We start from the raw sequence: 18,428 nt of genomic DNA, 5'->3' as shown, positions 1-18,428 counted from the left end.
CATTCCGAACAGAGCAGTTAAGCCCGGTCACGCCGATGGTACTATTACGATGGGAGAGTAGGTAGCCGCCACTTATCTAGAGACGCATAGGAGCAACCCTCCTGTGCGTCTCTTTTTTATGGGACTAAACCTCTTTGGACTTTCTAGGCCTTTGTTATTATCTATGTGAGGGTATGTAGGCCACTGTTTTATTGAGCCCTTAGCATATGGCTTTTGTCCAAAGTCTTGGTGTATTTGTGGTAAATGCTCCTAAAGAGCTACATTTGTGCGCTAGTGCTGTTTTGTATCTAGTCGCCTGAATTTTATGAAAAATAAGCACGAAGAATTCCGAAGCCTATATGATACATATGCTAGAGAGATGTATTGGGTTGCTCTTGCGTTGTGTGGTGATGTGTGCTTATCAGAGGATTGTGTCCATGAGGTTTTTGTACAGGTGTGGGAGAGCTATGATGACCTCCCCGTGCTAAAGAACCAGCGGGCATTTTTGATCACAATGACCAAAAATCGCATGTTGGACACCCTAAGGCATATTCAGGTTCACAGAAGACATGAGCAGTCTATTGCCTATGAAATTGAGCAAAATAATTTGGAAGAGGAGGACAATACCGAAGAACTCATTTCTAGAGCAAAATCTCTTCTAGATCGATTGCCAGATAAGTGTCGCGAGATCTTTTTGCTAGCCGTTTTGGACGGTCTTAGTTACAAAGAAATAGCAGAAGCTAAAGGCATAAGTATCAATACGGTGAAGACACAAATCAAAATTGCTCGAAAGAAGCTCAAGGAGGACTTTCCGTTCATTGTCTTTACTCTCATTAATTTCCGCAATTTTTTCTCTTAAGATTTCACCCTTTTTCCACTCTTGTGCGTCTTATAGATGTATGAGGACAAAAAAGTCTATGCACGTCGCATGATTGAGGTGTAGCAATATGGGCTTTACTATTTGTGGAGAATAGGCTACTATTTTAGATGAATTTAGAAGAGAAAAAAAAGTACGTTGAGCACTTGCTCAATGTGATCTATCAGTCTGAGCCCTTATGTGACCGAGATAAGGAGGTGTTGAAGTATATGAGTGAATTGGATCGTGCTCGAGACTTTGACTCCTTTGGCCAGTATAATAGACTGATGCGTAGGGTATCCAAAATGAGTGATAAGTCTAGAGTCACATGGTGTTCTGCTCGCCATGTGGCTGTCTATATGGTCGCTGCCACACTTGCTGTGCTTGTGTGTACTGTAGGGCTCAAACTTCTTGGCTCTCATTCCCATACGGTTGAACAAGGAGTCGATTTATCGGTGCAGGCCAAATCGATCTTGAAAGTGCCAACTGTGCAGGCTGATCCATACCAAATCTTGTTGGAGCTCTCGGATGGTAAAACTTGGTGTATTGATGATCATGAAGGGCAGATAATAAATGTCACGGACCTGCAGGAGGAGATAAGAAAAATAGGAGGCGAAAAAGATCTAGAAGCATCCATTGTGGTACCTAGGACCCGTATCGTCTCCTTTGCCTTTGCCGACGGAACCTTGATTGCTCTCAATTCAGATTCGAGACTCACTTTTCCACTTAGTTATGGTATTGCCGCACGAAGGGTCTCTCTAGAATATGGTGAGGCATTTCTCAGGGTGGCAAAAGACCGTAACCATCTATTTGCCGTAGGGTTGCCGAATGCGGAGATAAACGTACTGGGTACGGAGTTCAATGTCTCCGTAACCAATAAGATATCGGTCACCACATTGGTGAATGGAAAAATTGAACTAGGTGAGAATCGCCGAGAAGATCGAGTAGTTATGGCGCCTGGAGAAGAAGCCGTTGTCTCTAGGCAAGGTATATCAGTTACGGATGTTGATACAAGTGATATTGGTTTATGGCAGGTGGGCAAGTATGTCTTTAGATCTCAGCCACTCACAGAGATTTTAGACCAAGTGAGTCGTTGGTATGATGTGCATTTTATTGTGGACGATCCCTCAATTGGACGACAAACATTTACAGGGGTCATCTATAAGCGTTATTCTATTGACTTTGTCCTCAGGCTACTTGAGGAGACTGCCGGTGTGGAACTGACTAGAGAAGGGGAGCGAATGGTCTATGTAGAGAAAAAATAATCGTAGTAAAAACCATTGATAATCTAAAATGAGATGAAAAAATTACTCAAACAACTGTTATTGTGTTCGGGCCTTGTCCTCGGTTTGTTGGCTATCTCAGCCGAAGCTCAGGCGGTGACACCGAGAGGAAACAAAGATGCCTCTCAAGTGAAAATTTCGCTCAGTAGAACGAGCACAACCCTAGGAAGCGTGATGAAGGAAATCCAAGCTCAGACGGGGCTAGAATTCTTTTATAACGATGTGGTTGTGGATACACATAGGATGGTCGATTTGCATGTCGCTGATGCGCCTCTGGAGAATGTTCTAGCAACACTCTTTGACGGTGATGTGCGAGCATCCATAGTGAATGGTCTGATCGTCCTAAGCAAGACCGTAGGTCAGCAACAAGACAAAATTACCGTACAAGGAACTGTGCTTGACACCGAAGGAGTGCCGGTGGTAGGTGCTATCGTGGTGGTCAAGGATGACACCTCCAAAGGTGGTACAACCGATCTGGATGGACACTTCCGTATTGCTGGTATCCCTACCAAAGCCACCCTTCGTATCTCCTATGTCGGCATGAAGACCACCGAAGCGGCTGTCCAAGGTATGACCCCACTCCAAATTGTCCTACAGCCAGACAGCGAACTGCTCGATGAAGTCGTGGTCGTTGGCTATGGCACGATGAAGAAAAAAGATATGACAGGTGCGGTAGCCTCGGTGAACTTAGGCGAGGCTCCCGTGAATACGATCTCTTCGGTAAGTCACGCTTTAGCAGGAAAGGCCGCAGGCCTTCAGGTAAGTACCGTCAGTGCCCAGCCAGGTGCCGGCGCAACGTTCCGCGTGCGAGGAGCCGCTTCTGTACAGGCAGGGAACGAACCTCTAATCATTATAGATGGGTTCCCTGTTAGTGTAGTAAGCAATGATGCAGTATCAGCCGGTAAGTATGATTCTGGAAGTGCCGATAATGTACTTGGCTCTATCAACCCCAATGACATTGAGTCTATCGAGGTGTTGAAAGATGCTAGCTCTACGGCTATCTATGGAGCCCGAGCCGGCAACGGTGTGATTATCATTACGACCAAGAGTGGTAAAAAAGGTGCACCCAAACTCACGTTTTCCTCTACGCTTACTCTGCAATCTCTAGCAAAGGACTATGATATTTTAGACGCACGTGGGTTTATGGAGGAATCAAATCGATATGCTCGTGAGTCATGGCTTAAGGATAATAAGATCGGTGTATATGGTGGACGATCAGAATCCGAAGCGTCAAAGCCCTATGTCCCCTATTATACTACTGATCAAATTAGCGCTCCGATCCATGATACTAGGTGGTATGATCTTGTTACACGTACCGGTTTTCAGACCCAACATAATCTATCGCTGAATGGAGGAAACGACTATACAAAATATTTGATGTCGTTGAATTATTTCAAACAAGAGGGAGTAATCAAAAACAATGGATTAGATCGCTATACAGGTCGCTTGAATTTGGAACAGAAAATAGGTGAGTGCGTGAAGGGCGGTGTGAATCTTACATTTTCTAGAATCAATAATCAGGATGTTCCATTGGGAGCCGGCCAGTACGAAAATGCCAGTTTGCTTGTATCCGCAGCCCAGTTTAATCCGATACTTCCAGTGAAAGATGAAAAAGGGGACTATGTGCTTAATAAAGATGCAGCCTTTCTCCCTAACCCCGTATCTCTATTAGAAATAACCAATAATACCACAAAGGAACGCTTTTTGGCGACAGCGTTTGTTGAGTACAATCCCTTAGAGGGACTATCTTTGAAGGGTAACTTTGGTATTGATCGGAATTATCAGAAGCACCGGGTATATATGCCGAAGACAACGCTCTACGGTGCAAAGAAAAATGGGCAGGGTAATATTGCACAATATGATAAGAGGGACTATTTGATGGAGTTCACAGCTACTTATGCAAAGCAATTTAATGCTCATAGGCTTACTACACTTGTCGGATACTCTTTCCAAAGATTTACCGATGAACAGGTGAGAGCAGAAAATAGCAATTTCATCACTGATGGCTTTTTGTACAATAATCTTGGTGCTGGAGCATTTCCCAAGCCAGGTGTAGGTAGTTCTGCTTCAAAAGATGAGATGGCCTCTTTCTTTGGGCGTATGAACTATTCGTATAAAGATCGTTACCTTCTGACTGCAACACTTCGTGCTGATGGTGCATCCAACTTTGCTAAACACAATCGCTGGGGATACTTTCCATCCATTGCCATAGGATGGCGCTTTACAGAAGAAGATTTTATGAAGAAATATGATTCTGTCTCCAACGGAAAATTGCGCCTAAGCTGGGGACAGACCGGCAACTCCAATATCGGTAACCGGGCAGTGAGTTACTATGGTACAGGATATACTAATGGATTTGGAGGTGTCTCTACTCCGGGTGTGTATCTTCAGCAGCTTGGTAACCCTAATTTGAAATGGGAAACAACAACCGAGTGGAATATTGGTCTTGATCTCGGACTATTCAATAATCGCCTTAATATCACTACTGAGTACTACGATAAGAGTGTCAGTGATCTACTTAGTTCACGTCCTCTGTTGTCATTCCAAGAGGTGACATCGATTGCCGCCAACATTGGTATGACTCAAAGTCGAGGCTTTGAGTTAACCATCAACACGGTCAACTTTGATAATTCTCGATTTAGCTGGACTACGGACTTTACATTTTCTCTTTATAGGGATCAATGGAAGCAACGTGAACCAGACTGGAAACCTACTGCTTATTCAGAGTATCATTCACCCATACGCTACTTAGCCGGTTATTTGTCTGATGGACTTGTTCAGCCGGGTGAAAATGTTGACTGGATGCCCGGAGCATTGCCTGGGCAGGTGAAAATCAAGGATATAAACGGCTATGTGTATAATAATGACGGAAGCGTAAAGGTAGATGAGCACGGAATTCCACTGAAAACAGGTAAGCCTGATGGCAAACTCAATGATGCTGATAAAGTGATTTATGGTAGCTCGGATCCAGGCTATCTTGCCGGACTAAACAATACTCTACGCTGGGACAATTTTGACTTCAATATATACTTCTATGGTCAGTTTGCTTTGCTGAACACAGGTTCTTACAAAGATCTATGGTTGACAGGAACTAACAGTATGACCGGTGTGAAAAACATGTATCGCGGTTACAACATGCCAACAAGCGTAAGAGACGTTTGGACGTCGGATAATCAGACTGCTACTCGGCCAGGATATTTCCAATCCGAGAGCTCCTATGGGGTAGGTGATTACTTCTTACAAAAAAGCTGGTTCGTGCGTTGCCGAAACGTCACACTTGGCTATACGTTCCATAAACAACAACTACGGGATATCCTCACGAGTGTGCGCATTTATGCCGATGTGAATAACCCCTTCTCCATTTCTCCCTATAAGGGACTAGACCTTGAAACCGACAACTCAGTCTGGGCATATCCCAATGTGAGAAGCTTTACATTAGGTGTTGATATTACATTTTAACCTTAGCCGAAAAAACGATGAAGACTATAAAGATATGTGTAGCCGTATTAATGCTAGTTTGCTCTACTGTGTCTTGTACAAACCTTACATCGGAAATGTACGACACAATCAATACAAGGCTATTTCCAAAGAACGGTGAAGACGCAGATGCCCTTGTGACAGCGGCCGCATATGGGCCTTTCCGAACGAGCCGTTGGACAGGGTTATTTACATCGGGGCAACGTGGAATTCATGTGTTTACCGAGATGACTACCGACCTAGGGGACTGCCAATGGGATGATGCTGTCTGGAATGACCTCATCAAGGTGAACTTCACATCAAACTCATCCGGACCCACTGCGACCTATAAAGGGTATATAAACTTTATCAGTAAGATGACGCTTACATTCGATCGTATTGCTAAGATTGAGATGAGTGAGGAGAAAAGGAAGCGCCTAAATGCTGAGATTCACTGTGGACGTGGGTGGCTTGCCTATATCCTTTATGACCTCTATGGCCCTATCCAGGTGGCTTCGCTTGAGCAACTTCATGACCCATCCAATGATGTGCCTGCACCTAGATTGTCTCGGGAGCAGATGGTTGAGTTTATCGAGAATGATCTTCTTGAGGCTACAAAAGTACTTCCTGCACGCTATGACAAGAGTAGTGCAGGTTACGGGCGTTTTACACGTGGCTTGGCATATACAGTTTTGATGAAACTCTATATGCATGAGAAGCAATGGCAGAAAGCAGCGGATTGTGGAAAAGAACTCGCTAAGCCAGAGTATGGACTTGGATTAATGGAGCATTATGCAGACATTTTTACAATAGAGAATGAAGGAAATAAGGAAACCATATGGGCTTGTATGAGTGATGCGAGCGATAACCCACAAATGTGGCTTGCCCATGTATTGTCAAGTCCATACCCGACAAAGAATCCAAATATCCAGAAATGGGGCGGATACCGTGTGCCGTGGAGCTTTTATCACACTTTTGATCCTGATGATGAACGACTCAAGTCACTTGTGGGTGATTTTCAAGGTTCTGATGGGGTTCATTATACCGAGAATAATCCTGGGTCGGTGCTCATAAAAGGTGTGCTTCCTGTGAAGTACGGAGAAGATGCAAATGCAACAGGTTCGGAAAGTCGAATCAACTGGATAGTGTACCGTTATGCCGATGTTCTTACCCTGCGTGCCGAAGCTTTGGCAAGGGCTAATAATGCAATTACTGATGAGGCTCTCGCATGTCTCAATGCTGTTCACGAACGTGCCGGTCTAAAGGCTTACAAAACTTCTGATTTCACCGATGTGGATGATTTCCTTGATATGGTGTTGCTTGAGAGAGGACATGAGCTGTGGTTCGAAGGCGCACGTCGAACAGACCTTATTCGCTACGGCAGATATATTGATTATGCAAGGAAATACAAAGGGTCGGTTACAGCCAGGGATTACATGAATCTTATGCCTTTACCACAATCAATTATTGATGAGAGTAAGGGTAAAATAGCTCAAAACGATGGCTATTGATTCGGATATTACTTTTTTGAATTGGTGGAGGGGTTTGAAGAAACCCTCCACCAATTTTATTTTCATAAAATTGGTGCTATGATTATATAGACAAGCGTACGACCCCTACAAATAACCGAGGAGGGATCATAAGCATGTCACTCGAGTGAAGAGGGAATATAAAACTGATAAGCCAATGAAACTACGCCACTTTGTCTTTTGCCTTTTACTTACCGGGATACCAATACAGTTATTTGCCACTTCTCCGATAGATGGACTACTTGAACGCATTGATATAGGAGCCTCCGAGAAGTTCGTTATTGAAAAAGTGGACTCCAAAAAGGACTTCTTCGAGCTCGGTAACAAGGAAGAAAAAGTCCTTGTCCGTGGAAATAACTATGTCAGCATCGCAACTGGTATCAATTGGTATCTCAAGTATCGTCTAGGTATACACCTCTCCTGGAACTGTATGCAGGCAAAATTACCTACCAAGTTGCCTTTGATGATGAGGACCGAACGTCATGAGACGGACATTCCTTACCGCTACTATCTCAACTACTGCACTCCGTCTTACTCTATGGCCTTTTGGGGCTGGAAGCGTTGGGAGCAGGAGCTAGATTGGATGGCTTTGCATGGCATAAATATTTGCCTAGATATAGTTGGAACTGATGTGGTGTGGAGAAATGTGTTGTTGAAACTTGGATATTCCGACCAGGAAGTAGGTGAGTTTATCGCCGGCCCGGCATTTCAAGCATGGTGGCTGATGAATAATTTAGAAGGGTGGGGTGGCCCCAACTCTGATCATTGGTACCGCCAGCGTGAACAGCTTCAGATGCAGATTCTCAAGCGTATGAACGAGCTGGGTATTCATGCCTGTATCCCCGGCTACTCTGGAATGCTCCCTCACAATGCCAAGGAACGCCTAGGTCTCAACGTTGCCGATCCCGGGCGGTGGAATGGCTATAAGCGTCCGGCCTTTTTGCTTCCGACAGACGAACGATTTTCTGAAATAGCCAATCTATACTATAGTGAACAGAAGCGACTCTATGGCTCGGCTGATTTCTATAGCATGGATCCTTTTCACGAGGGGGGTGATGTATGCGGTGTGGATCTAAGTGCAGCAGGGCATGCAATCATGAACGAGATGAAAAGGGCTAATCCAAAAGCTGTATGGGTGGTTCAGGCATGGGGAGCATGTCCCTATTCGGATATGATAGGAGATCTTGAGCCGGGAAATATGCTGGTGCTTGATCTTTATTCAGAGAGTCGTCCACAGTGGGGTGATCCTGAATCTAAGTGGTATCGCAAGCAGGGATTTGATGGACACGACTGGGTGTACTGTATGTTGCTCAACTTTGGGGGGAACGTAGGACTATTTGGTAAACTACAGCACGTCATTGAGGAATACTATAAAGCTCTACATAGCCCATTCGCAACTACCCTGAAGGGAGTGGGCCTAACGATGGAGGGCATTGAAAATAACCCCGTGATGTACGAACTAGTTACCGAGCTACCATGGCGGGGTACGTCATTCTCATGGAGCGAATGGCTTGACGGGTATGTGAAGGCGAGGTACGGTGGTACTGACAATCCAAAGGTGTACGAAGCGTGGCAGTTATTGGGCAAATCTATCTATGCCGCCCCGGCAACAAGCACCCAGCAGGGTACGCACGAATCCATTCTTTGTGCTCGCCCTTCGCTGAATGCCTATCAGGTGTCCTCTTGGTCGGAAATGAAAGATTATTACAATCCTGATGATGTGATACGTGCTGCTCGGCTCATGGTAGACGCTTCTTATGAGGTAAAGCTCAATGCTAATTTCTGCTACGATATTGTGGATATTACTAGACAAGCTGTTGCCGAGCAGGCACGCTATGTTTATCAGCAAGTGGTCGCCGCTTATAGGGATAGGGATCGAGAGACGTTTCTCTGCGCCTCTCGTAGGTTTCTTGACATCCTACTTTGTCAAGACCAGCTACTTTCGTCCATCCCTGACTTCATGGTCGGCAAATGGATTCATGATGCGCGTGCATTAGGTGTGAATGATGTGGAAAGTGACCACTACGAATGGAATGCTAGGGTACAGATTACCACCTGGGGTAATCGTGATGCCGCTGAGCGAGGAATGCTCAGAGAGTATGCGCACAAGGAGTGGAGTGGCCTATTGCGTGACTTTTATTACCCACGATGGAAGGCTTACTTTGATGCACTGGACGGCACTTTTGACGGTAAGCCAATGCCTCTCTTCGACTTTTATGCCATGGATAAGCAGTGGACTCTGAGGCATAATAGATATCCTTGTGATTCCCAGGGTGATCCTGTGGAGTTTTCACAGAAAATATTTGCCAGAGTGTTTCAAGGAGACAGGTAGCGTGACTTCATCTAAGATTAGGTGGTCTAGCTTGTGTCGCAATACCAGATGCAGGAGTCGATGAGGCATTGAGGGAATAAGGGGGGAAGAAAGAAAAAGTATCCGTATGCCCGAGGGGATACGGATACTTTTTTTGCTGTGGTAGCCCATAGGAGAATCGAACTCCTCTTTCCAGAATGAAAATCTGGCGTCCTAGCCGATAGACGAATGGGCCATCAAAAGGGTGGCTACTCGCCAAATCTGTGGCGCTTGGGGCGCCGAGGTAGATTTTATGCCCTTTGTTGTGTCTGTTGTTTAGGCTTGAGCTTTGCCCAGTGCGTTGGCATGTAGGCTGAGAGAGCTCTTGAGGTTCGCCGCCTTGTTTTTGTGGATGCGTCCCTTGTTGGCCATCTTGTCGAGAAGAGCAGTTACTTCGGGTAGCTTGTCGATTGCCTCTTGTGCGTCTGTGATTGCGCGGAAGCGACGGACTGCGTTGCGCATAGTCTTGCCATAGTAGCGATTGCGCTCACGACGAGTCTTCTCCTGACGTATTCTTTTCAGTGCTGACTTATGATTTGCCATATTTCCTTAAAAAGTTGTTTCTTGTTATTCATCCTGCGCTGCTTTGGACACTTGGAGAACAAACAATCACTTGTTGTTGTAGCCCATAGGAGAATCGAACTCCTCTTTCCAGAATGAGAATCTGGCGTCCTAGCCGATAGACGAATGGGCCGTAAAAGTCTTTCCGAATTATCCTCCTATCTGAGGAGCGTTCGTGTTTGCAGTTGCAAAGGTAAGACTTTTTTTATTATTCTCCAAATATCTGCACCGCTTATTATCTGCGGATGCCTAGTTTTGAGATGATCTCACGGTAGCGCTCGATGTCCTTTTTTAGGAGGTAGTCGAGTAGGCGACGACGCTTGCCGATCAGGCCTTTCATGGCACGTGAGGTGTTGAAGTCTTTGTGGTTCTCCTTGAGGTGCTCTGTCAGGTGAGAGATCCGGTAGGTGAATAGGGCAATCTGGCTTTCGGGTGAGCCCGTGTCAGTGCTGGACGTACCGTACTTCTCGAAGATTTCTTGCTTCTTTGCTGAATCCAAATACATGGTGTACTTTTTTCTTCGGTTAGTATAAACTTTTCGTGAATCACCACTCCGATACGTAGGAGTGGCATTCGTGAGTGCAAAGGTACTAATTTTTTGATATTCTCCAAAAGAAAATTGTGCGAAAAAGGCCGGAGGTTTTGGCCGGAATGGGGCTTGCTTTGTCGGGAGCGAGGGAAAAGTGCTTTTCCTTGGAGATAAACTTGGCAAGGTCGGAGGAAAAGATGCGCTTGTCCTATGAAAAAGATAAAATCACTGTGTGATTTCTAGAGATCACATAGTGATTTGAACAAACCACTTAGTGATTTGAATAAATCACACAGTGATTTCAAGTTTTTCGGCCGGAGGAGGGAGTTTAATCACTTCATGATCGGAATACCCATCACTTGGCTCATGAATCTCAGCTTTGGAGGTGAGGTGAAAATTTCTATCGACATAGGGTCTTACTCTGTTTGCTCGTTCTTACGCTGGAGTACTTTTTGGGGTGTGCTGTGGATCGGAAATGGTGAGCCCCCCATTCGGAGTGGCTGGTGTCGCTCCGGAAGGGGGGCTTGTGGCACGAGAATGGCATGTCGGGGGCCACTCTATTCATGAGTTGGGGGGTTCCCTCAGTTTGCAGGGGTTACTTCAGCGGTATCTCGTGCCGTGTGCCGTCGTGGCTGATGGCGTAGAGTTTTTTGGTTCCTTGTAGGCCATCGTCCTTGACCCTCACGAGGTGGTTGTTGGCCGCACCACAGAGTTTGTCGCCGACGTAGTACTCGTAGGCGACAGCGTTTTTGCACCCATCCGGGATGATAATCATGGCGCCTTCGCGTGTCGCAGTGCCGGTGACGACTGGTGTGGCTGCGTTTTTGAAGCAGTCGACATTGTCATCGCAGACGTACTCTAGGAGCTGTGTGGGCTTGGGGAGTCCTAGGTCGGCGACTATTTTGCGGTACTTGTCTGCCAGCTGATCGGTGATGGTGAATTGTCGCTTGCTGTAGTCGTCTACTACTTCGTCCATTGGTCGGAAGTAGCCCCATTTCTCAAAGAAGTCTGTCAGGTCTAGCCCTGCAGCTTTGGAGGCGACGCGTACAAAGTCGAGCTGTACCTCACCCGGTCCTCTACCGTCTCCGTTTTTGCCATGTGCGTCATTGGTGCGTCTCAGCTCCTCGTACAGGTCTTTGTAGTAGTCGGTGTTGCCTTTGACTTTGGCCATGTAGAGCTGGAGCTGCCACAGCGGAATGAGGTTGCAAAAGACATCGCCCATCATGATGTAGGGCTTTCCTTCCACGTAGGCGGCGTGGTAGGCTTTGTCGTACCTATTGGTGAAGCCGTTTTTGCCTCCCATGCTCTCCTCTTGTATACGAGAGGGATTGCCCAGCTCGGTCTGGATGTAGAGGCTCATCACGTTGTTGGAGACTTCGGTCATGCCGTGCCACTTGAAGCCGTGGGTCTGGAACTGGTGCCCCTGTTCATGGGCAGTACCCCAGGGGTCTTTGCGTAGCTTTTGGGGGTTGAGGATGGTCCCGCAGGTCCCGACGTTGTAGGCGGTATGGTAGTTGGTCGCGTACATGAAGGCCGTGTACATCACGTGGAAGAAAGCACGGTTGCTAAACTTCCGGTTGTACTTGTAGATGCCCAAAAAGTCCAGCTCTTTCTCCAAAATCCAATCGTAGAGGTCGATCAGCTCCTTGCCTCGTGATCCGGTATGGGCCTTGTATTCGCTGACCGGGAAGACTAAGTGTGCTCGCTTGCCCACGACATCGAAGTAGGGGTGTGTGGTCGCAAGGAGTTTGCGCGAAAAGTCGGATTCGCTATCCTTGGTGCCATCGTAGTAGCCGTTGACTTGCCCGGAGGCGATGTGTACTTTGATGGGCTTGGCTTGCTCCCAGTGGCTGACGTTGTAGAGGATGTAGGCGAGTCCGGGACGGTTCATGGTCAGGTAGTTGGCCCCCTCCTCGAGTGGGTAGCTGGTCTGCTCCCAGTAGCCGTCACCGCCGGGCTTGTCGAAGTTGACCACGGTGAAGCTGATCTTTTCGCCATGGGTGTCGCCCACCAGGACGAGGACCTTCTCTCCATCGCGCACGGCGATACCTGTGGGGTTGTCGAGCTGACTGAGGCAAAAGGAGGTGTGGTTGCGTGCCTGCTCCTCGGAGCTCTTTGCCCAGGCTCTGTAGGTGGCGATGCGGTAGTCACTTGGGTAGGTGCCGGCACGGAGGTGGCGTGCAATCTGCATCAGCATGGGGTTGGTCATGCCGGCGATGTCGTCTTCTGTCACCTCGGGGCGCACCTCGGAGGCGGAGCCATCCGTGAAGATGCGCCGGATCTCGGTGCGCTCGTCCATCTTTTCGCGACTGTACTTGAAGAACTGTAGCTCTGCCGCTGCCGCAAAGCCTTGGCCATCTCCGTGTCCTGACTTGACCACAATCTTGATGGCCTGTACATTTTTCAGTGGTTTGGGGAAAGTGATCTTGCTTGGTGCACCGGAGCCACCGAGGTCTTTGCTGAGTATGGAGCGGTAGTCGGCTGTGCCTTCTTTGGCAAAAATCTCAATTTCCTTGAAGTGACCGTTGTACCCCTCTGTCCGTGGGTAGTAGATCATGTAGTCGATCTCGTCGGCGTTGTCGAAGAAGCACTCCAGTGTGATTGGGAAATAGTTGGCCCCTCCGTTGCTCCAGTTGGAGTGGTAGATAGTGCCCATGTCTCCGTCCAGAGCCTTATCGATATCCGATCCGGGCTGGTGGGATGTGGAGGTCCCTCTTGTCACTTTGACACGGATGTCGTCGACCGTCTTGAGGTCTTCTTTGGGGATGTACTCTCCGCCGGCACGCTGGATGATCTGTACTTTTTCTTCGCATGCGCCCACAGCTGTCTTGAGGGTGATCGTGGTACTTCGCTCCCCTTGTACGAGGGGTTTGATGCTGAGCCGTAGAGTGCGCTTCTCTGCCTTTGTGTCGGGAGCCTCGTCCACCACGCTGATCCAGGGTGCATCTTTTGGGATGTCGACAAGTACCTCTTTATTGGATATGGCCTCGAGTTTTCTGTCTCCTCCGTACTCATCGATGTCGATGATTTTTTGGGACACCAAGAGGTAGGCTTTCACGCCGCCTTGGCTCACTCGGACGGTCCGGGTATGTCCGCCTCCACTGATCGTGACAGCTCCCTCGCGTACCGACTCACCATCGTTGGGGGTGGCTAGCAGGGTCACCACCACGCCTGAGGTTTTACAGCTCAGCCATGAGCGGTCGGAGGAGGCGACCTCTGCCTTGATGGTGGCAATGTTGGTCTTTAGCCGGAGCGTGCGTGAGCCCCCACCGGCCTCAAAGAGGACGCTCCCATCGCCTACCAGATCCAGGTAGAGGGCTTCATTGCTCTCGGGCTTTTTGCATCCGGTGAGGATGAGTAGTATGGATAATATCAGTAGATAGGTTCGTTGCATATTGTGGCATTGATTAGTTGAGTGGGTCCGAAAAAGGCCCACTTGTGGTTCTTGGTTTTGGCTATAGGGCAGTGTCCTGTGGCACTACAAAAAAAGCAGGGATTGCCACATGCACTCTCCTGAGGCAGTAGAGCAACCCCTGCTAGGCTTAGTCAGCTGTCAGATCTATAGATCCGTTGTTGTCCAGAGGTAGATCTCACCCATGTTGAACCAACCGTTTTTTCCGGACGGGTCGATGGGGTCGGCATTGCGTCGTGCGACAGGTACAAGCCGAATGTGCTTGACCGGAGCTTCAAACTTGATCCGCTCGTTGCTCAGGCTCTTGGCCTTGCGTCCACCCGGTAGGGGGAAGTGCATGGTGCCGACCTTGGTCCACTCGGAGTCGTCGGTGCCTCCTGTTTCGCTGGTGTAGACTTCGGCGCGCTTGATGTCACCGCCACCGTCGCCATTGTGACGCGAGCTGTACTCCACCTTGAGGTCCGAGATAGGATTGTCGAGCGCTATCTGCAGATAGTGGGGCTTGCCACCCTCCGATGCTTTACTCCATAGGGTATGGAAGTAGGAAGTGGCATCACCGTCACAGATGTTCTTTATCGGGCCTTCACTCGGCTCCTGAGCATTGGTGGAAAACATCTCAGCCCTCAGCGGGATGAGGTTGTAGATGATGTTCTTCTGCTTGATTGAGAAGGAGGCTACCTTGGAGATATCGGATGAGGTGTAGAGGTAGGCTGAGGCATACCGCGGACGCACACCTTCGGAGGGGGCTACTGTGAAGGAGTACTCGACCACACCATCCGAAAGGTCTTTGCGATCCTTGAGCTGCATCCATGCACAGCTATCCGGTATCACGATGTCGGTGATGGGGGCATTGCTACGCACCTGTATCGACACCTCACCTCCGGCCGCCGGTAGGGTCTTGACAAAGGCCTTGGGGTCGGATAGTCCGATCACCTCAAACACCACACTCTTGGGAGAGGTCTGCTCTACATGGATGGTGTAGGCCTTGTGACCGTAGGCTATGTAGATATCTCCCTTGCGGGCACCAAAGTCGGTGTACTCTGGGATTTCTACCAGTACTTGGCCCTTGGAGGGGGTCAGCTTGATCCAATCGGCATTGGCCTCTACGGTCCATTCTTTCACCGGGACATTGGAGAGGATGTGTAGGGTTTTCTCACCACCCGTGTGGGTCATTGAGATCACTCCACGATCCTTGTAGACCACCTCGAAGTGCTTGGCATCAAACTTGGTCTGGTAGTCCGGGGTGCACCCGCCAATGAGGAGCGAGCCTATCGCCACCGCCAGACCGGTAAGTGCACGGAGTCTATATTGGTTACTTTTCATATCTATACGTCTTTCTATTGATCCTGGAAAAAACATCAGTACTTGTCGGCGTGCTTGTCGACACGCAGGCGGAAGCAGGCCTTTACCTCTTTGAATGGTTCCTCGGCCTTCACTCTGTACTTGTAGTGCAGCCTAAACTCCTTGTAGTACTCACTGCGTCCGCCGGGTAGCTTATCCTCGACGAGGCGATAGGTATTGGGGTACTCATAGAGAGCCGGCATCTGCACCACCTCTATTGTCTTGTAGGGCTTGATGGTCACCTTGTAGGAGCTACCGTCGCGCTGGTCTTTTTCGCCTACTTCGAGGACGATACTCCGCTCGTTGATGATCTCGAGAGCATCCTTGTACTCTTTCCAGCGCTCATCTCCGGCCAGCATACGCACCGACCGAGGTCCTACGGGGAAGAGCTGCACAGAGGAGGAGAGCTTGCGTGCCGCATTGGCACCCTCCGTGAGGGTCGCAACGACGGTATTGCGATAGGTGTAGCTTGTGTTTTGCGCTGTGCTGGCAAACTCGTTTTTGACCAGTAGCTTGATGAGGACATGACTCTTTTTGGCGTTGGTCGCCGCTGAGTTTTCGGGATCGAGCTTGAAGTTGAGGAAGTAGGTGGAGTCCGGGGAGAGCTCTCCAAGGTTTTTGAGCATGATGGGGATGCGTCCCTGGCGCTCTCCGGCCTTGATCACACCGGATTTTTCCGGCATGTCGTAGCACTTTTCGGGCAGGATGTGTGCAAACCTTTTCGTGTCGATATCAAAGTTGGTTTTGTTGAATCGATTGAAAAGTGAGTCGTTGGGGAGCACAGCAAACGGCAGATCTTTCTTGGCGTTGCGTGAGCCACTCAGGTTGCCCACTACAGCGATGGTGGGGTTTTCGTCCGTGAGATCCACCACTTGGCGGTCGTAGATCATCTGGTTACCCTTGCTTAGCAGGCCTATCTCGTTTTTGTAAAACTCCTGCTTGAAGTCGTAGTTGTTGCAAGCCACCAAGGTGCTCAGGAGGAGACACGAGAGGGGTAGCTGCTTTATCAGGTTCTTTTTAATGCTGTATATCATATGCTTACTATCCGTCATCTGGGGTTCAAAATTACCTTTCATAGCCCGGGTTTTGGCTGATCTTCGGTGCCTTGATCAACTCATCGTGTGGCCACGGCAGGAGGACCTGCTTATTGGTAGCCATACGGTCGCGTATGTTTTGCGTATCGATCGGTACCAGCTCCCAGAATCCACTGTTGTTGCCCTCTTGGCGCTCTTTCTTGGTATTCAGACCATACCAGTTGGATGACTTGGCATCCTCGGTCAGGTAAGTGCCCCAGCGACGGGTGTCAAAGTAGCGGTAGCCCTCGTTGAAGAGCTCCACCTGACGCTCGTTGGCGATGATGTTTTGCATCTTGGTGGGATCCTGATAGTCTGCCAAGTCCGGTCCAGGGAGGCCGACACGGTAGCGGATCATATTGAAGTACTTTTGCATGTCGTTCACATCGCGGGAGATGGTCAGGGTCACCGGCTCGCCGGCAAGCCCCATCACCTGTACTTCGTGTGAGCCCTCAACATTGTTGAGTGCCTCGATGTACTCTAGTAGGACCTCAGCGTATCGGATGATCGGGAAGTACTTGGGTACCACAAATGCCCCCTTGACGTTGCCCTTGCCGTTGGCATAGGAGTCGTCATCGTGAATGTACTTGGTTGGAACATAGCCGGTGACGGTATAGTCGTTGACGTTGTTGCCGGCGCCACCCTTTCCGGAGTTGTCCTCGCTGGAGAACCAGAATTGCTTATTCGTATAGTCTCCCTCGCTGGCGGAGCTCATCTTCCACAGCCGGCCGGGGAAGCCTATGGAGGCATAGAAGCGAACCTCACGGCCATCATACATCTTGGGGACACCGGCCATGAGAGTGACAGGTCCCATGACCTTCTGTGAGGTGATAGTCTGAGTCAGGTCAGGCTCGTACGCTCCGGACTCCTCGATAGTCTTGCCGTCGCTCATGTAGAATGCATCCACGACACGCTGAGGTACTGCCATACCACCCCATCCACCGTAGTACACGGGGAAGCTGTGGCGAGTGTAGCCGGTGAGTGAGCCTGAGGGTGTTGCCCAGATAAACTCGCGGTTGTTTTGCGCCAAGCTCTCACCGGTAAACATCTCCGAGAAAGAGCGGTAAAAGTCGATGCCACCGACACCGTCGGGGAATGCCGCGGTGGAGACGCCTGTAGGCATAGGCCATGGATTGGCTTCGCGGGGATCGGCATCCACGGTGTGTAGCTTGTAGTACTCCATGTCGATCACCTGCTTGGCGGCTGCGGCGGCCACTGCCCACTTCTGTGGATCGTAGACTTGGCTTACGTAGTGTGCGTTGTCGGATGCACGCACCCAATCACCAAAGCAACGCTTGGCCGCATCGCCACCGTTGAAGAGCGGGGAGGCCTGGTAGAGTCTCAGTCGAGCAATGAGTGCCAGAGCTGCTCCCTTGGTCGGGCGACTGAAAAGGATAGAGGACTGTGCCTGTGGATGCGGTAAAAACTTCGCAGCCTCCTCAAACTCCTTCACGATATAGTCCACACTCTCATCGTAGGTGGCTCGCTCGCGGTTGTACTCCTCGGCCGGACGGTTGTTGGCGAGGTACTCGTCACCAAGAAGGAGGCAGGGACCAAAGTTCATCAGGAGGTGGTAGTACGCATACCCTCTCATGAAGTGGACGTAGCCCTTGTAGAGCTGTCGCTCGCGGGTATTCATGTCCTTTACCTTGTCGATATTGAGGAGCATTTTGTTGCAGCGTCTGATCACCGAGTACATGTTGGTGTAGACGTTGTTGAAGGAGTTCGGTAGGTTGCGCTCGGTGATGGTGCCCTTGGTCAGGCCGATACCGGAAAATTCACCGGTGTCCCAGATACAGGTCATCTCATCGGAGGCCAGCTCACCGGGGTTCCAAGAGCTTCCCCAGATCGCTCCGGGATCGGGAAAGCGAGTAGGGGTATTAAAAAGGTAACCCTCTGCATTGACTTTGGAGTGGAAGATCGAATCCTCGGGGAAGAAATCCTCAAAGTACTTGTCTACATCCAAAAAGCTACAGGACGATGAACCTGCCATCAGGAGTAGAGCGGCAAGAGGAAGTAGGGTTCGTTTGATATATCTATTCATAGTTTCGTCGGTACT

The 18,428-nt window shown here is 49.1% G+C and carries 11 protein-coding genes and 2 tRNA genes; 5 read left to right on the top strand and 8 right to left on the bottom strand.

The genetic code is table 11. The annotated features are described in order from the left end of the window. Window positions 1–304: 304 nt before the first annotated feature. The 5 genes from AC1EK1_RS02785 (at window position 305) to AC1EK1_RS02765 (ending at window position 9,435) form a co-directional block, all read left to right on the top strand. Entirely contained in the window at window positions 305–838 is a 534-nt protein-coding gene (locus tag AC1EK1_RS02785) for an RNA polymerase sigma factor (protein WP_480305587.1), read from the top strand. A 128-nt stretch (window positions 839–966) separates the two neighbouring features. Then, the gene (locus tag AC1EK1_RS02780; protein WP_480305586.1) at window positions 967–2,100 is read left to right on the top strand and encodes a FecR family protein; all 1,134 of its coding nucleotides are present in this window, start codon (window positions 967–969) and stop codon (window positions 2,098–2,100) included. A gap of 33 nt (window positions 2,101–2,133) precedes the next feature. Further along, the gene (locus AC1EK1_RS02775) at window positions 2,134–5,577 is read left to right on the top strand and encodes a SusC/RagA family TonB-linked outer membrane protein (protein WP_480305585.1); all 3,444 of its coding nucleotides are present in this window, start codon (window positions 2,134–2,136) and stop codon (window positions 5,575–5,577) included. A 17-nt stretch (window positions 5,578–5,594) separates the two neighbouring features. Further along, on the top strand, window positions 5,595–7,085 hold the full coding sequence (locus AC1EK1_RS02770) for a RagB/SusD family nutrient uptake outer membrane protein (RefSeq protein ID WP_480305583.1): 1,491 nt from the start codon (window positions 5,595–5,597) through the stop codon (window positions 7,083–7,085). Window positions 7,086–7,260: 175 nt separating this feature from the next. Then, the gene (locus AC1EK1_RS02765; RefSeq protein ID WP_480305581.1) at window positions 7,261–9,435 is read left to right on the top strand and encodes an alpha-N-acetylglucosaminidase; all 2,175 of its coding nucleotides are present in this window, start codon (window positions 7,261–7,263) and stop codon (window positions 9,433–9,435) included. A gap of 139 nt (window positions 9,436–9,574) precedes the next feature. On the opposite strand, the gene AC1EK1_RS02760 is transcribed toward AC1EK1_RS02765, so the two are convergent. The 8 genes from AC1EK1_RS02760 to AC1EK1_RS02725 form a co-directional block, all read right to left on the bottom strand. Then, window positions 9,575–9,649: transfer RNA gene (locus AC1EK1_RS02760), tRNA-Glu, on the bottom strand. A gap of 80 nt (window positions 9,650–9,729) precedes the next feature. Continuing rightward, window positions 9,730–9,996 carry a 30S ribosomal protein S20 gene (gene rpsT / locus AC1EK1_RS02755; protein WP_480305580.1) on the bottom strand — a complete coding sequence of 89 codons (267 nt, stop codon included), beginning with the start codon at window positions 9,994–9,996 and terminating at the stop codon, window positions 9,730–9,732. A gap of 79 nt (window positions 9,997–10,075) precedes the next feature. After that, window positions 10,076–10,147, bottom strand: a tRNA-Glu gene (locus AC1EK1_RS02750). Window positions 10,148–10,249: 102 nt separating this feature from the next. After that, a complete protein-coding gene (gene rpsO, locus AC1EK1_RS02745; protein ID WP_480305578.1) occupies window positions 10,250–10,519 on the bottom strand; it encodes a 30S ribosomal protein S15 in 270 nt (89 codons plus the stop codon). Between the two features lie 619 nt (window positions 10,520–11,138). Next, window positions 11,139–13,937 carry a M60 family metallopeptidase gene (locus AC1EK1_RS02740; RefSeq protein ID WP_480305576.1) on the bottom strand — a complete coding sequence of 933 codons (2,799 nt, stop codon included), beginning with the start codon at window positions 13,935–13,937 and terminating at the stop codon, window positions 11,139–11,141. 165 nt (window positions 13,938–14,102) lie between these two features. Next, on the bottom strand, window positions 14,103–15,278 hold the full coding sequence (locus AC1EK1_RS02735; RefSeq protein WP_480305574.1) for a discoidin domain-containing protein: 1,176 nt from the start codon (window positions 15,276–15,278) through the stop codon (window positions 14,103–14,105). A 35-nt stretch (window positions 15,279–15,313) separates the two neighbouring features. Then, complete coding sequence (locus tag AC1EK1_RS02730) at window positions 15,314–16,330, bottom strand: BT_3044 domain-containing protein (protein WP_480305572.1); 1,017 nt, start codon at window positions 16,328–16,330, stop codon at window positions 15,314–15,316. 31 nt (window positions 16,331–16,361) lie between these two features. Beyond that, window positions 16,362–18,362 carry a RagB/SusD family nutrient uptake outer membrane protein gene (locus AC1EK1_RS02725; RefSeq protein ID WP_480305594.1) on the bottom strand — a complete coding sequence of 667 codons (2,001 nt, stop codon included), beginning with the start codon at window positions 18,360–18,362 and terminating at the stop codon, window positions 16,362–16,364. Between the last annotated feature and the right edge of the window lie 66 nt (window positions 18,363–18,428).

The sequence above is a fragment of the Porphyromonas sp. C0026D3 genome (assembly GCF_056590775.1).
Note: the sequence above shows the minus strand (reverse complement) of the source record. Positions and strands in the feature narration are given on the sequence as shown.

What these genes read in the sequence shown, in the direction of transcription:
- AC1EK1_RS02785 (WP_480305587.1), top strand. Translation starts at nt 305, where the DNA reads ATGAAAAATAAGCACGAAGAATTCCGAAGCCTATATGATACATATGCT.
- AC1EK1_RS02780 (WP_480305586.1), top strand. Translation starts at nt 967, where the DNA reads ATGAATTTAGAAGAGAAAAAAAAGTACGTTGAGCACTTGCTCAATGTG.
- AC1EK1_RS02775 (WP_480305585.1), top strand. Translation starts at nt 2,134, where the DNA reads ATGAAAAAATTACTCAAACAACTGTTATTGTGTTCGGGCCTTGTCCTC.
- AC1EK1_RS02770 (WP_480305583.1), top strand. Translation starts at nt 5,595, where the DNA reads ATGAAGACTATAAAGATATGTGTAGCCGTATTAATGCTAGTTTGCTCT.
- AC1EK1_RS02765 (WP_480305581.1), top strand. Translation starts at nt 7,261, where the DNA reads ATGAAACTACGCCACTTTGTCTTTTGCCTTTTACTTACCGGGATACCA.
- rpsT (WP_480305580.1), bottom strand. Translation starts at nt 9,996, where the DNA reads ATGGCAAATCATAAGTCAGCACTGAAAAGAATACGTCAGGAGAAGACT.
- rpsO (WP_480305578.1), bottom strand. Translation starts at nt 10,519, where the DNA reads ATGTATTTGGATTCAGCAAAGAAGCAAGAAATCTTCGAGAAGTACGGT.
- AC1EK1_RS02740 (WP_480305576.1), bottom strand. Translation starts at nt 13,937, where the DNA reads ATGCAACGAACCTATCTACTGATATTATCCATACTACTCATCCTCACC.
- AC1EK1_RS02735 (WP_480305574.1), bottom strand. Translation starts at nt 15,278, where the DNA reads ATGAAAAGTAACCAATATAGACTCCGTGCACTTACCGGTCTGGCGGTG.
- AC1EK1_RS02730 (WP_480305572.1), bottom strand. Translation starts at nt 16,330, where the DNA reads ATGATATACAGCATTAAAAAGAACCTGATAAAGCAGCTACCCCTCTCG.
- AC1EK1_RS02725 (WP_480305594.1), bottom strand. Translation starts at nt 18,362, where the DNA reads ATGGCAGGTTCATCGTCCTGTAGCTTTTTGGATGTAGACAAGTACTTT.